At 73.8% G+C, this 15,371-nt stretch carries 6 protein-coding genes; 2 read left to right on the top strand and 4 right to left on the bottom strand.

The window, feature by feature from the left end; genetic code table 11:
- Nucleotides 1-55: 55 nt before the first annotated feature.
- A complete protein-coding gene (locus rosag_RS08105; RefSeq protein ID WP_284349567.1) occupies nt 56-886 on the top strand; it encodes a M48 family metallopeptidase in 831 nt (276 codons plus the stop codon).
- On the opposite strand, the gene rosag_RS08100 is transcribed toward rosag_RS08105, so the two are convergent.
- On the bottom strand, nt 799-3,231 hold the full coding sequence (locus rosag_RS08100; RefSeq protein WP_284349566.1) for a BTAD domain-containing putative transcriptional regulator: 2,433 nt from the start codon (nt 3,229-3,231) through the stop codon (nt 799-801). The two genes, rosag_RS08105 and rosag_RS08100, sit on opposite strands and share 88 nt — an antisense overlap.
- 173 nt (nt 3,232-3,404) lie before the next feature.
- Here rosag_RS08100 and rosag_RS08095 point away from each other — a divergent pair, with 173 nt between their 5' ends.
- Nucleotides 3,405-3,899 carry a CHRD domain-containing protein gene (locus tag rosag_RS08095; RefSeq protein WP_284349565.1) on the top strand — a complete coding sequence of 165 codons (495 nt, stop codon included), beginning with the start codon at nt 3,405-3,407 and terminating at the stop codon, nt 3,897-3,899.
- Between the two features lie 82 nt (nt 3,900-3,981).
- Here the strand turns inward: rosag_RS08095 and rosag_RS08090 are convergent, their stop codons facing one another.
- The 3 genes from rosag_RS08090 to rosag_RS08080 form a co-directional block, all read right to left on the bottom strand.
- Nucleotides 3,982-4,473 carry a hypothetical protein gene (locus tag rosag_RS08090; RefSeq protein WP_284349564.1) on the bottom strand — a complete coding sequence of 164 codons (492 nt, stop codon included), beginning with the start codon at nt 4,471-4,473 and terminating at the stop codon, nt 3,982-3,984.
- A 3-nt stretch (nt 4,474-4,476) separates the two neighbouring features.
- Nucleotides 4,477-4,929, bottom strand: a complete 453-nt coding sequence (locus tag rosag_RS08085; RefSeq protein ID WP_284349563.1) for a hypothetical protein — start codon at nt 4,927-4,929, stop codon at nt 4,477-4,479.
- A gap of 281 nt (nt 4,930-5,210) precedes the next feature.
- Complete coding sequence (locus rosag_RS08080) at nt 5,211-15,332, bottom strand: GAF domain-containing protein (protein ID WP_284349562.1); 10,122 nt, start codon at nt 15,330-15,332, stop codon at nt 5,211-5,213.
- Between the last annotated feature and the right edge of the window lie 39 nt (nt 15,333-15,371).

Below are 15,371 nucleotides of genomic sequence, written 5' to 3'. Positions count from 1 at the left end.
TTGCCCCGGCGCGTGGCGCATGGGTGATGCGCACACGGTCACAGGAGCGGCGGGCATGGCGTGGATCGCGCGGTGGCGGCGATGGGCACTCGTCGCCGCGGCGGCCGCGCTCGCGTGCGGCGACGCGACGGAGGACGAGGAGGTCGCGCTCGGGCGGCAGGCGGCGCGCGAGATCGAGGCGCAGCTGCCGGTGCTCGACGATCCGGTCGTCACGGCCTACGTCGACAGCCTGGGCCAGGCGATCGCGCGCCGCACCGCGCGCGCCGACCTCGCCTGGCGCTTCGCCGTCGTGAACACGTCCGTCGTCAACGCGTTCGCGCTGCCGGGCGGCTTCATCTACGTCAACCGCGGTCTGCTCGAACGTGCGGACAGGATGAGCGAGCTGGCCGGCGTGCTCGCGCACGAGGTGGAGCACGTCGTGCGCCGCCACTCGGTCGAGCAGATGCAGAAGGCGCAGCGGACGCAGACAGGCGTGTCGCTCGTCTGCTCGCTGACGAACGCGTGCGAGGGCGCGGGCGCGCGGATCGGGATCCAGGTCGCCGGCTCGCTCCTGTTCGCGCGCTTCGGGCGCGACGCCGAGCGCGAGGCGGATGCGGGCGCGTTCGTCAACGTGCGGCGCGCGGGCGTCGACCCGCGGGGCATGCGCACGTTCTTCGAGGAGCTGGCGGCCGAGGAGCGCGCCGCGGGCGGCGACGGTGGTCCCGTGGGCGCGTGGTTCGCCGACCATCCGGGCACCGCGGACCGCATCGCCGAGATCGAGCGCATGCTCGCCGCGGTGCCGGCGGACGAGCTGGCGTCCTACCAGGCGAACGACGCCGGCTTCCGCATCGTGCGGGCGCGTCTCGCGTCGCTGCCGCCCGCCCCGCCGGCGCCGGCGCGGCCCTGAGCGCGCGGCGGGAACCGCATCCCCGCCAGCATGCGCGCCACGGGCGGCTGCGCGTGCAGCGGGACGAAGGCCGGGGTGTGCTGCAGGTACACGAGTGCCGGGTGCCGCGCGGCGTAGGCGCGCTCCATCCACTCGATGGCCTGGGTGGTGTCGCCGATCCGCACCGAGAGATTGGCCATCCGTATGGGATCGGGCGCCGCGGTCGCCTGGCGACGTTCCATGGCCAGCCATCGCGCCCAGAAGCCGGGCATGCCGCCGCGCGCGTACCCGTCCCGCAAATCGTCGACGTCCCGCGCCGTCGCCCCGCGCAGCGTCGCGATCCGCGTGTACTCCGCCACCGCCTCCGCGTCGCGGTGCTGGTGCTCGAAGATCTCGGCGGGCCCCACGGGGAGGAACGGCCCCGACCCGAGCGCCAGCGCGTGCAACGGATCCAGCTGCTGCGCGCGGCGGAAGTGCACCATCGCGCGCTCCATGTCGCCGGCCACGAAGTAGTCGACGCCGAGCACCACGGCCGTGCGCGGGTTGAGCGGATCCAGCGCGACCGCCCGTGCGCGGCTCGCGATCGCCGCGTCGAGCCGTCCCACCGCGCGCTGGAGGTTCGCCATGTGGTGGTGCGCGTGCGCGTCGCTGGGGTTGAGCGCGATCGCGCGGCGCAGCGCCTGCTCCGCGCCGGCCCAGTCCCACTCGAAGAAGAGCCGGTGCATCCCGAGCGCCGCGTGCGCCTCGCCCAGGTCCGGGTCGAGCGCGAGCGCGCGCGTGGTCAGCGCGCGCAGCATCGGCACGCCTTCCGACTGCGGCAGGTGGCCGAACATGATCAGCGGACCGACGACGCTCGCCTTCGCGGCGTGGGCGGCGGCGAACTGCGGCTGGCGCGCGATCACCCGGTCGAACAGCGCGCTCGCCTCGCGCAGCGCGTCGGGCGTCAGGCGATCCCGCAGGTGCAGCCCGCGCAGGTACAGGTCGTAGGTCTCGAAGTCCGGCGGGTCGTGCCGCCGGGCGGACGCCGTGGTGGGCGCGAGCCGCCGCTCGAGCGCCCGCGCGATCGCGGCCGCGATCTCCTCCTGCACGCCGAGCACGTTCCGCGGCTCGCGATCGAACTCCGCCGACCAGAGTCGGTAGCCGGTCGCGGCGTCGACGAGCTGCGCGGTGATGCGGACCCGGCCGGCGTCCCGGCGCACGCTCCCCTCGAGCACCGCCGCGACGCCCAGCGTGTCGCCGATCGTGCGGACGTCGAGGCGGCCGTCGCGCAGCGCGAACGACGACGTGCGCGCGGCCACGTGCAGCCCCTCGACGCGGCCGAGCGCGGCGATGACCTGCTCGGCCAGGCCGTCGCCGAAGTACGCATCCGTCGGGTCCGGCCCCATGTTCACGAACGGCAGCACGCCGACGGAGGCTGGGGCGCCCGGCGCCGTGCCGCGCGTCCCGGCGATCCCGCGCAGGCCGACCATCGCCAGCACCAGGAGAACGGCGCACGCGACCAGCGCCCCCAGCTGGAGGGCGGGCGCGCGACCGGGCTCCGGCGCCGCGACCGGCGCGACGACCGGCGCGACGGGCGGCGCGACGGGCGGCGCGACCGGCGCCGGCCCCTCTACGGTCACGGGGCCGGGGATGGGCCGGGTCGCCAGCGTGCCCGCAGGCTCGGTGCGCAGGCGCTCCGCGCAGGCCTCCACGTCCGGGTCCGGCCCCGTGCCGAACTCGCCCTCCAGCAGCGACGCGTGCACGCGCGCGTGACGCAGCGCGCCCGCGCGGTCGCCCACGGCCGCGAGCGCGCGCATCAGGCGGACGGCCAGCCGGCCGCTGAGCGGATCGAGCGCGGCCAACCGCCGCCACCACTCCACTGCCGCCGCGCCGTCGCCCCGCGCCTCGCTCTCCTCCGCGAGCGCCTCCAGCGCCGTCATGTGCCGCCGGGCGAGACGCGCCCGTTCGCCGTCGAGCCAGTGCTCGAAGTCCACGCCGCCCGCGAGGTGGAAGCCGTCGAGCAGCGGCCCGGACACCAGGGCGACCGCGTCCTCGGGGCGTCCCTGGTCGAGCAGCCGCTCGAACGTCCCGACGTCGCTCGCGATCAGGCCAGGGTCCAGGACGAGGTCGTCCGCGACCGACCGGACGACGCCGTCGCCGAGTGCGCTCCGGAGGATGTACAGGTCGTCCGAGAGCTGGTGGCGGGCGCGCTCCGCGGAGCTGTCGGGCCAGAGCAGGGCGAGCAGCCGCTCCCGGCCGACGGCACGCCCGCGCGCCAGCGCGAGGTACGCCAGCAGCGCCAGTCGTCGCCCCTGGGCCGCTCGGCCCGTGACCGGTCCGTCGGGGCCGAGCAGCGCGGCCGTTCCGAAGAGCGTGAGCGTGTGCACGGGGTGCCGTGGGGGGCCACGAGAGAGGCGCGAGAGCGTCGCGAGAGCGCCACGACCGCGGCGCCTAGCATAGGCGCGCGGCCCCGACCTGGACAGATGCCGGGTCGGGGCGGGGAGCTCCGTCGAGCTCCGGCACACCACCACCCACGTCACGGGAGTCATCCATGTCCGGCATGCCGTCCCCTCGGTCGATTGCGCTGCTCGGTGCGGTCCTGGTCCTCGCCGCCTGTGCCGACCGGCACGAGCCGATCGCGCCCGCGAGCGTCCGCCTCAGCATCGTGCCCGGCGCCGCGCACGGCGGCCACCCGCTCGCGACGCCGATGACGCAGGAGGTGACGACCACGCCTCCGTACTGGGGCGATCCGGACGGCTCGGGCAGCGCGCTCATCACCATCAACCCCGGGCAGGAGGAGCTCTGCTGGCAGCTCGACGTCAGCGGGGTCGCCCTGTCGACGGCCGCCCACATCCACCGCGCGCCCGCCGGCGTCCGCGGCGGCATCGTCGTCACGCTGACGCCTCCGGACGCGAGCGGCAGGTCGGTCGGCTGCACCACGAGCGCCGACCGCGCGCTGCTGAAGGAGATCCTCGCCAGCCCCGAGTCGTTCTACGTGAACGTGCACACGGGCGAGTTCCCGCAGGGCGCCGTGCGCGGGCAGCTCGACGGCTGACGCGCGGCCGTGCGAGCGCATCGGGTGGTGCACCGGGTAGCGCACCGCGCTCCCCGCGGTGCACCACCCGATGCGCCGAACGCTACGCTGGCCCCAGCGGCGGTCGGAACCGCGTGCACGTCCGCGCGTCGCGAGACGCCGCGCGCGGGGCGTCGTCGTGCAGCGTGCGCTGCAGCGGACGCAGCAGCGCACGCGCGAGGTCGCGAAGCGCGGCCGCCAGCGCCTCCACCTCCGCCGGCGGGGCCTGCCGGACCAGCGCGTCGATCGCGGCGCCGAGCACGAGGTCCATCGCCCCGGCATCGTCCAGCCACGGCTCACGCAGCCTGCGCTCCGCCGCCGCAGATTCGAGCTCGGCGAACACGCCGAGGATCCACTGCGCCGGCGTGTCAGCCGCCGAACCGGTCGGCACTTCCGGCATACGTGCGAGCGCGCGCATCAGGCACACCGCCTCGCCGCGCGCACAGGCCGCCGCCGCCCGCCGCACGAGCGCGGTGCTCGCCGCGCGGGCGACGGCGCTGCGCCCACGCAGGGCCGCGAGCTCCTCGAACAGCGCGACGCGCGCGACCGGGCTCATCGCTCAGGCGGCGTGATAGTACGCCTCGATGCTCCAGCGCACGACGTCCTCCATGAGCGCGCGCGCATCGTACGGATCGAGCTCCGGCGGCGTCGCCTCGCGCATCGCCGACTTCACGAGCACGAGCATGCGCTGCGGCGGCTCCCCATCCGCCCTGAGGTGCCGCGCGTAGGCCGTGACCGAGGCGCGGAGTTGCGCGCGTAGCGCGAGCGACTGCTGCAGCATCTGCTCCGACGCCCCGACGAGCGCGTCGGAGTGCGCGAGCGCCGCGCGGCTGCTCGTGGTCCGGTCGCGGGCGGAGTGGATCGCCGCGCGTGCGCGCTCGATCGTGGCCCGGATGTGGGCGCGAGACCCCAGCCCGTCCTCACGCGCGGGTCGCTGGTCGGCGGTGGGCGACGCCGCGGCGCCGTCCGTCACCGACCGGCCGCGCAGCGCATCCATTCGCTGCTCTCTCATGGCGCGGTACCCTCCATCGCGCTGTCCACTGCGGTGTCCCGGACCGTCACCACGCTCCCCTCGCCGTCGCGGCGCCCACGCACGGCGGCGCACGCGATGGGCCCTGGAGGTTATGGCGCGCCGCCGAGCATGCCCATCGGGCTTCGCGGCGTCGGGACCCGGAGAAAGCGCCGGTCGCTCGGGGAATTCCCCGAGATCGCCGGGCGGGCGCCGCTACGGGTCGCCCGCCATCCCGCCCTCGCCCATGGCGCCGTGTGCGCCTGGTGGAAGGGTCGCGCGATTCATCGACGCGCCTCCGTCGGCGCGGGCCCGTCCGTCGCCGGCTCGCCGCTCACGGGCTCGACCGGGAGCCGCACGTAGAGCGCGGTGCCGCTCCCCGGGCTCGACTCCACGGTGACGGTGCCGCCGACGATGGCCGCCCGCTCCTGCATCCCGGCGAGCCCGAGCCGCCGCTCGGCCCGCGCGCGCGCCGTCGTCGTGTCCACGTCGAACCCGCGGCCGTCATCCTCGACGATGAGCCGCACCGCGCCGTCGGGGCGATCGACGATCACGCTCACCTGCGACGCGTCGGCGTGCTTCGCGACGTTGGTCAGCGCCTCCTGCACGATGCGGTAGAGCGCCGAGCCGACCTCGCTCGCGAGCGGCCGCTCCGCGAGCCCGGTGACCGTCACCTCGGCGGCGACGTCGAAGCGCGCGCTCCACTCGGCCACGTACGTCTCGAGCGCGCCCTCGAGCCCCACGTCGTCCAGCTCCGGCGGCCGGAGCTCGAGCGCGAGGGTCCGCGCGTCCCGCGACATGAGGCGCGCGAGCGCCTCCAGCTGGTCGAGGCGGTCGGCCGCCGGCTCGCCGGCCGCGATGCGGCGCCGCACGTCGGCGAGCCCCAGCGCGAAGCCCGTCAGGTGCTGCCCGAGCTGGTCGTGCAGCTCGCGCGCGAGGCGCCGCCGCTCGGCCTCCTCGGCCGCGGTCAACGCGCGGCGGAGCGCGTCGCGCTCCGTCGTCCGCTCGGCCACTCGCTGCTCCAGTCGCTCGTTGAGCGTGTGCAGCTCCGCCGCGGCGGCCCGCTCGGCGGTGACGTCGCTGACGTTGTGGATGATCGCCTGGACCGCGCCGCGCTCGTCGAGGATGGGCGAGTTGACCGGGCGCCACCACCGCTCCTCGAACGTGCCGTCAGGCCGCGCGATGTCGTAGTGGAGGTCGGGCACCGCGGACGGCTGACGCGTCGCGAGCACGCGATCGAGCGAGGCACGCAGGGTGCTCACCCCCGTGATCGTCGGGTCGTCCGGGTTGTCGGGGAACGCCTCGAAGATGCCCCGGCCGACCAGCCCCTCCCGCGTCCGCATCGTCGCGGCCAGGTAGGCGTCGTTGACCTCGGCGATCGTGTAGCGCGGCGCGTCCGGCGCGAGGACCAGCAACGGCGCCGGCGACGTCGCGAAGAGCGCGGCGAACTTCCGCTCGCTCTCGCGCAGTGCCGCCTCGGCGCGCGCGCGCTCCACGGCGGCCCACGTCCGCTCGGCGGTCTCGACCACGGTCGCGACGTCCGACGCGCTCCACGCACGCGGCTTCGTGTCCTGGACCGTCAACGCGGCGACGAGCGTGCCGCCCTGCACCAGCGGCACCGTGATGTGTCCGCGCGCGCGCAGGCTCCGCACGACCGTCGACGCGTTCGCGCCGAGCGTGAACGCGTCCCAGTCGGGAATCACGAGCGGGTCGCCAGTGCGCAGGCGCGCGACGAGCGTCTCGAAATCGGCCAACCGGTATTCGCCGGTCGCGGGCGGGAGATCGGCGTACGACGTCTCGACGTGCACCACCCCGACACCGCGCGCCTCGTCGTACTCCGTGTAATAGCTGCGCGCGCACCCGAGGTGCGCCGCGATGACGTCGGTCGCCGCGCGCTGCGCCGCGACGGCATCGGCGGCCGACCGAAGCGCGTCGGTGAGCCGGAGCAGGAACGCCTGCCGCGTCTCGCTCTCGCGCAGCACGATCTCGGCGCGCTTGCGATCGGTGACGTCGTCGTACAGGACCACGAGCCGGTCGCCGCCGCGCGGGTACGCCCACATCTCGTACCAGCGTCCGAGCGACGCGTCCTCGTGCTCGATCCGCTCCGGCACGCCGGAGCGCGCGACGCGGTCCCATGCCTCGTTCCACCACGGCTCCAGGCCGGGAAAGAGCTCACTCTGTCGGCGGTTCACGGCGCGCGCGACCGGCATGCCGAAGATCCGCTCGAACGCCGGATTGAGCGCGAGGTAGCGCTGGTCCACGGCCCGGCCGTCGGCGTCGCGCACGAGCTCGATGTCGGCGTAGCCCTGCACCATCGTCTCGAACAGCGTGCGGTAGCGCTCCTCGCTCGCGCGGAGGGCTTCGACTGCACGACGGCGCTCCGTCACGTCCCGGAAGACGATGGCGACACGGCGAGGACTGGCGTGCGTTCCATCCCGCTCGACGTCGATCACGGGCGAGATGTGGCCCTCGAACCATCGATCGAAGGCCGCGTAATGGCGCTCCACCCGCTCGGGCTGGCCCGTGCGTGCGACGGTGTCGTAGATCTGGAGACTCGTCCGGTCGGCCTGCGGCAAGACCTCACTCGCGCGACGGCCTACGAAGGCGGTACCTCCCGTCAGTCGCGAGGCGGCGGGGTTCGCTTCGAGGTACAGCAGGTCTACGGGGCGGCCTTCGGCGCCGTACAGCACCTCGGCGACCGCGAACCCTTCGTCGATCGACTCGAACAGGGTCCGGTACCTGGCCTCCGAGGCGCGCAGCGCCGCCTCGGCGCGCGTGCGCTCGACGGCGGGCCACGTGCGATCGGCGATCTCCTGGACGAGCTCGAGCTCGGCGTTCGTCCACTCGCGCGGCTCGCGGCTGTGCAGGCTGAGGACGGCGACGACCTCGCCGTGCCGCACGAGGGGCACTCCCACGACCGCCGCGTTGCCGATCCGCTGCAGCGCCTCCCGCTCCGACGGCTCGAGCCGCGCGTCGCTCGCGGTATCGGCGACGGCGACGACGCCGCGGGCGCGCAGCGTGTCCATCGTCCAACGGCCGTACTCCGCCGCGGGATAGCGACCCGGCTCGAGCGGCGAAGCGCCGTCGTCGTACGCGTCGCCGACGATCCAGTCGTCGCCGACGATCTCCGCGAAGAACGCGCGCCCGACGCCGAGGTGCTCGCCCAGTCGCCGCGACGCGGTGGCCTTGATCTCCGACGCGTCGCGAAGCGGCGTCAGCGCATCGCTCAGCGTCAGCAGGAACGCCTGCCGCTCCTCGCTCTCGCGCATCGCCTGCTCTGCGCGGGCGCGCTCGATCTCGGCCCGTGCCCGGCTCGCGAACGCCTCGACCAGCGCGACCTCGTCGGGCAGCCAGCGGCGCGGCGCGACGCTCTGGCTCGTGTTGAGGACCGCGCGCAGCGTCCCGGCGACCACGACCGGCACGGCGATGCCGGCCCGGATCCCCCGTGCCGCCATCGCCGCCTTCACGGAGTCGGACACGCGGGGGTCGCCCTCCACGTCGTCGTACACGACCGTGCGCCCGGCGAGGTGCTCCGCCACGAACGGCTCCCGCGGGTCCAGCGGCCAGCGATAGGGCTCCCCCGCCGAGCCGTCCGCCAGGGACACATGATCGGCCACGTATTCCCGCGTCGTCCAATCGATGTCGGTCCAGCCCGTACGCTCCGTGCCGAGCTGCTCGGTCACGAGGCGCGACGCCGCCGCCGCGACGAGCGACGGGTCGGAGAGGCCCCGCACCGCGTCGGAGAAGCGGACGAGGAACGCCTGCCGCGCCTCGCTCGCGCGCAGCGCGTCCTGCGCCTCCCGGCGGTCCGTCACGTCGCGCCAGAACACCGCGAGCGCGCCGTCGTCCGTCGGATAGGCGCGCATCTCCAGCCAGCGCGCGCGCCCCTCCTCCCAGGCGTACTGGTGCTCGAGCGACACCGGCACGCGCTCGGCCATCGCCTTCTTCAGCACGCGCCCGATCTCGGAGGTCTCGCTGCCCGGGTAGACGTCCCAGTGCGAGCGCCCGACGATCTCCTCGCGGGCGCGCCCGTCCATGCGCAGCGCCTCGCGGTTGTGCTCGAGGAGCGTGAAGTCGGGCGCGAGCAGGCCGAAGCCCTCGCCCATGCCGTCGAGCACGCGCCGGAGCCGCTTCTCGCTCTCGCGCACCGCGTCCTCCGCCTGTCGCCGCGCGGTGATGTCGGTGAACAGCACCGCCACGCGGCGGCTCCCCTCGCCGCCGAGCCGGAAGATGTTGAGGTCGAAGATGCGGCCGAGCATGAGCTCCGGCTCCTCGACGCGGATCGACTCGCCCGTCTCCGCCGCGCGCCCGTAGAGCTCCGCCCACCGCGGGTTCGGGGTGCCGAGGAGCTGCGTCGCGGTCTGGCCCACGGGGTACGGCATTCCCGTGTGCCGCATGAACGCGGAGTTCACCTCGAGGAAGAGGAAGTCCGTCCACCGTCCCGCCGCGTCGGCCATGACCTCGACCACCGCGTACGCCTCGTCCATCTCGGTGAAGAGCGCGCGATACCGCTCCTCGCTCTCGCGCAGCGCCGCCTCGGCGCGCACGCGCTCGACCGCCGCCCACGTGCGCTCGGCGACCTCCTCGACCAGCGCGACCTCGTCCCGAGTCCAGCGCCGGGGGAGCGACGATATCGCGACCATGGACCAGAGCGGACGGCCCTCGCGCTTCCGCAGCGTCGCCGCCACCATCGCGCGCATGCCGAGCCGTCCACTGTTGCGCCGCTCCGCCTCCGACAGCCCCTGCCGCTCCAGCTCGTCCTCGACCACGAACGTCTGGTCGAAGATCGCCCGGAACGCGGCGGGGTAGTCGGACAGGATGAACACGTCCGGCAGCGGCGGCACCGTATCGTTGCCCCGCTGGTGCACCAGGTAGGCACGGTCCTCGTCGAGCCGGTACGACACGATGTAGCTCCGATCGAGCCGCAGGTGCTCGATCAGCATCCGGATCGCACGATCCGCGACGGCGTCCGCGTCCGGCTCCGCCCGCAGCGCGTCGCTCAGCCCGAGCAGGAACGCCTGCCGCTCCTCGCTCGCCTTGAGCGCCAGCTCCGCGTGCTTGCGCACGGTCACGTCGTCGAACACGACGGCGACCCGGCGCTCGTCCCCGCCGACCCGGGAGATGTGGGCGGCGTACCAACGGTCGGTGTCCCGGTTGTAGTTCTCGACCCGCTCGGGAACGCCGGTGCGGGCCACCCGGTCGTAGGTGTCGAGCCAGAATCGCTCCAGGGTGGGCAGGATCTCGCTGCCGAGCTTGCCGACCATCTCGAGCCCCAGCCCGGTCTGTCGGGTGTACGCCGGGTTGGCTTCCAGCATCCGCAGGTCGATCGCCCGTCCGGATTCGTCCCGGATCATCTCATTGATCAGAAACGCTTCGTCGATCGACTCGAACACCGTGCGGTACTTCTCCTCGCTCTCGCGCAGCGCGGCCTCGGCACGGGCACGCTCGACCGCCGCCCAGGTGCGCTCAGCGGTTTCCTCGACGATGGCGATGTCGTGCGCCGTCCACGTGCGCGGCTGCGCCGTGTGCACCGAGAGCAGGGCGACGAGCTCCCCGCTCTTGACGAGCGGCACTCCGACCGCCCCGATGATGGACGCGCTCTCGGCGGCCGCTCGCTGTTCATTCGTGAATCGACGGTCAGCGCGTACGTCCTCGAAAACCAACGATTCGCCGCGACGGTACGTCTGCATGATCCAGTGCCCATACGTATCGGATGCATAGGCACCGGTCGGCAGCGCATCGACGTCCCGGACGTAGCCGCGCTCGGCCCACCAATCGTCGCCCACGACTTCGGCATACAGCGCCCGATTGACACCGAGTTCCTCGCCCAGCACTCGCGAGGCTTCCAACTTTATCTGCACGGGATCCGCCAGGCGACGCAGAGCGTCACTGAGCTTGAGCGAATAGTCCTTGTGCTGCTCGCGCAGCTTGCGTTCGGTGATGTCGTCGTAGAGCGACAGCACGCGATCACGGCCGATCGGATAGAAGTTCGACTGGTACCAGCGGCCAATGGGCGTGAGCTCGTGCTCGATCCGCTCGATCACCCCGGTCCTCACTGCGCGATCGCAGATGTCCACCCAGTAGCGATCGAGGCCCGGGAAGACCTCGCTGGCGAGCCGACCGCGTGCTTCACTGAGCGAGGCGCCAGTCAGCCGCTCGAAGGCGGGATTGAGCTCCAGGTAGCGAAGATCGACTGCGGCGCCTTCCGCGTCACGGACGACCTCGTTCAGGCTGTAACCCTGGCCCATCCACTCGAACAGAGTTCGATATTTCTCCTCGCTCTCGCGCAGCGCCGCCTCGGCGCGCGCACGCCCCACTTCGGCCCAGCAGCGAGCGGCGACACCTTCAACGAGCGCGATCTCGTCGGCCGTCCAGCGGCGCGGCGCGCGCCGCTTCACCCCGAGGACGCTCGCGAGTCGTCCCCCCACCAGCACGGGGACGGCGAGGTCCGCACCGATCTTCAGGCGAGCCGCCGCCGCGCGCATCGCGCCGTCGGCGCGCGGGTCCGTCTGCGTGTCGTCGACGACCACCGCGCGGCCCTCGCGATGCGAGGCGCTGTACGGCTCCCACGCCGCGAGCGGAAAACGCCCTTCGATCGGAGCGAGGCCCGTCGTGCTGACGGACCCGGTGGTCACGAACTCCTCCGTCGTCCAATCGATCTCCGACCAGTGTGCGCGGTCCACGTCGAGCCGTGCGAGCAGCATCCGACACGCCGTGGTCGCCACCTCCGCCGGATCCGTCATTCCGCGCACCGCGTCGGAGAAGCGCACGAGGAACGCCTGCCGCTCCTCGCTCTCGCGCAGCGCCGCCTCCGCGCGCGTCCGCACGATGAAATCGGCGGCGAGGCGTGCGAGGATGTCGAAGAACCGGAAGCTGGCCTCGGTGACGACGTCTCGCCGATGCCAGTGGGTCGACATCATCCCCACGACCTGGCCGGTGCGCGCCACCAGCGGCGTCGACTGGACCGAGAGGATGCCCGAGCGCCGCCAGGCCTCGTGCTCCGACGGCTCGGCGAGGAACGCCTCGACGTCGGGCAGGATCACGCGTTCGCCGAGCGCGAGCGCCTGTCCGCAGGCGCTGCCGGTTCCCGCGTCCACCCACTCCCAGAACGCGGCGGAGTCGGGATGGAACCCCACGTGCCCGACGAGCCTCAGCCGGGCGCTGGCCTCGTCATACACCTGGATGCTGGCGCAGTCCGACCGCATGAGCGTGCGCGCCGCCTCGCACAGCTCGTCGAACTGCCCGTTCGCGCCGGGCGTCGAGATCAGCTGGTTGCCGACGTGCTGCAGGATCCGGGTCGCGTCGAGGTCGTGGGCCAGCCGCGCCTCGCTCTCGCGCAGCGCGGCCTCCGCGCGCGCGCGCTCGACGGCGGCCCACGTGCGTTCGGCGACCTCCTCGACGAGCTCGACGTCGCCCTTCGTCCACCGACGCGGCTTCGCGTCGTGCACGAAGAACGCGGCGACCCAGCTCCCGTCCTTGAGCAGGGGCACGCCGATGCTCGCGCGCAGGCCGCCGGCCGCCTCCAGCGCGTCCTCGGCGCCCTCGCCGCGCTCGTCCGCGAGAGCGTCGTCGATCACCAGCGTGCGGCCCGCGCGGTTCTGCGAGACGAGCGCGTCGCCGAAGTCGGCGAGGCGCCAGCGCCCGCGATGGCTCGGCATCCCGTTCGTCCAGTCGCGCTCGACGACGAAGTGGTCGTACGGCGGCGGCAGCTCGCCGTAGCCGCAGCGACCGGCGTCGAGGTACCGGCCCACCATCTCGCTCGCCGTCGCGATCACCGCCAGCGGGTCGGCGAGGGGCCGCAGCGCGTCGCTCACCTTCAGCAGGAACGCCTGCCGCTCCTCGCTCTCCCGCAGTGCCTCCTCGGCCCGCTTCTGGGCCGTGATGTCCACGAACGTGAGCACCACGCCGTCGATGCGGTGCGCGGCGCTGCGGTACGGCAGCAGGCGCGCGAGGTACCAGCGGCCCGCGTCGTCCTGCACCTCGTGCTCGATCGACGCGAGCGTCTCGAGCACGCGCCGCGCGTCGGCCTGCAGCGTCGGGTAGCCGAGGCGGTGCGTGAGGTCGGAGAGCGGGCGGCCGCGGTCCGCGGGCCGCACGTTGAACAGCGCGCCCACCTGCGGCGTGAAGCGCAGGATGCGCAGCTCGCGGTCGAGGAAGAGCGTGGCGATGTCGGTCGCCACGAGGAGGTTCTGCAGGTCGTCGGTGAGCTGCCGCAGCTCCTCGACGCGGTGGCGGTTCTCCTGGTTGACGGTCTGCAGCTCCTCGTTGGTGCTCTGCAGCTCCTCCTTGCTCGTCTCCAGCTCCTCGAGCGTCGAGCGCAGCTCCTCGTTCGCCGACTGGAACTCCTCGTTCGACGCGCGCAGCTCCTCCTGGCCCGTCTCGTACTCCTCGACGGTCGACTGCAGCCGGTGGCGCAGCAGCCGGAGCTCCGCCTCCAGCTCGCGCACGCGCGCGCCGTCCGCCGGTGCCCCCTCCGCGGGCGCCGCGGCCTCGGGCTCGCGCTCGTCGAAGATCACGAGCGCGAACCCCTCCTCGTGCGGGTCGCGCGCGGGGCGGACGTGCAGGACGACCGGCACGCGCGCGCCGTCGAACGGCACGACGATCGGCCGCGAGCGCTGCGCCGTGCCGCGCTCGCGCGCGCTGGCGACGAGCGACCGCAGCTCGAAGCGCAGCTCCTCGCGCACCAGCCGGTACGCGTTCGTCGTCGGCTCGCCGCCCGGGTGCACGAGGAAGCGCCCCGCGTGCTCCGAGAGGTGCACGACGTTGTCGTCGGGGCTCATGAGGAGGCTCGGCGGCGCGTAGCGCTCCACCAGCCGCGCGTGGAGCTGCCCGTGCGCCACGGGCGGCTCCTGCCCCGCCCCTCCACGCGCGCGGGGCCCGACGCGCCGCAGCCGCGTCAGCGGGAACACGGGCAGCCGCGGCTCGGACGCCGGGACGTTCCGCTTGCGGTACACGCACCGCTTCTTGTCGACGACCTGGAAGAGGTCCGTGCCCTCGACCGTCTCGGAGCCGCCGAGGACGACGACGCCGTCCGGCCGGAGCGCGTAGTGGAACAGCTCCACGATCTCCCGCTGCACGCCGCGCTGGAGGTAGATCAGCACGTTGCGGCACGTGACGAGGTCGAGCCGCGAGAACGGCGGGTCCGAGAGGAGGTTGTGCGGCGCGAACACGACCAGCTCGCGCACCTCCTTCCGGATGCGGTAGCCGCCGTTCTCGCGCGTGAAGAAGCGCTCGAGCCGCTCGGCGCCCACGTCGGTCGCGATGTCGCCGGGGTAGAAGCCCTCGCGCGCGCGCGCCAGCGAGTGCTCGTGCAGGTCGGACGCGAAGACCTGCAGGCGGGGCGTCCGCTCGCGCCGCGCCGCCTCCTCGAGCAGGAGGATGGCGAGCGAGTACGCCTCCTCACCGGTCGCGCAGCCGACGCTCCACACGCGGACGTCGTCCGTGGGGCCCTTCCCGTCGAACAGGCGCGGGACGACCTCCGCCGCGAGCGCCTCGAACACCTCGGGGTCGCGGAAGAAGCTCGTGACCGTAATGAGCAGGTCGTCGGCGAGCGCCTGCACCTCGTCGGGCTGCTCGCGCAGGAGCGCGACGTACGCCGGCAGCTCCTCGACGGATCGGAGCTGCATGCGGCGCGCGATGCGCCGCAGCAGCGTCGCGCGCTTGTAGTGCGTGAAGTCGCGCCCGGTGCGCGTGCGGACCTGGACGAAGACCTTCTGCAGCAGCTGGCGCTCCTCGCCATCGACGTCGTCCGCGTCGGCGGGCACCGCGACCCGCGGCCGCGTGCGCGCGAAGCGCAGGATCGCGTCGGGGATCGCGGCCAGCGGGAGGACGAGGTCGGCGAGCCCCGTCGCCACCGCGCTCTGCGGCATGCCGTCGTACTCGGCGTCGGCCGGGTCCTGCACGACGACGAGGCCGTTCCGCTCCTTGATGGCCGTGACGCCGAGGGTGCCGTCGGAGCCGGTGCCCGTGAGGATCACGCCGACGGAGGCGCCGTCGTGGGTCGCGGCGAGCGTGCGGAAGAAGTGGTCGATCGGCGCGCGCTCCCGCCGGTCCTCCTCGAGCTCGGAGAGGCGCAGGTGCGTGTCCACCGCCGACAGGTTGCGCCCGGGCGGGATGACGTAGACCCGGTTCGGCGCGAGCGCCGTGCTCTCGGCGACCTGCTGCACCGGCATGCGCACGTGAGGCTGCAGCAGCTCGGCGAGGTGGCTCTCGTGGTCGGGCGCGAGGTGCACGACGACCGCGTAGGCGAGCCCGCTGTCGGCGGGGACGTGCCGGAAGAACGCCTTGAGCGCGGCCAGGCCGCCGGCGGACGCGCCGATCCCGACGACCGTGATCGGCGGCTCGGGAGGGCGGGGCGCGCCGCCCGCGCCGGGCGCGCCGGTCGACGTGCGCGTGTGCTTCGCCATGGCGCCCTGCCTGCGAGGAGCGAGGTTGCGGGGAGAGGT

Origin of the sequence: Roseisolibacter agri, from assembly GCF_030159095.1 — a bacterium.
Taxonomy (GTDB): domain Bacteria; phylum Gemmatimonadota; class Gemmatimonadetes; order Gemmatimonadales; family Gemmatimonadaceae; genus Roseisolibacter; species Roseisolibacter agri.
Note: the sequence above shows the minus strand (reverse complement) of the source record. Positions and strands in the feature narration are given on the sequence as shown.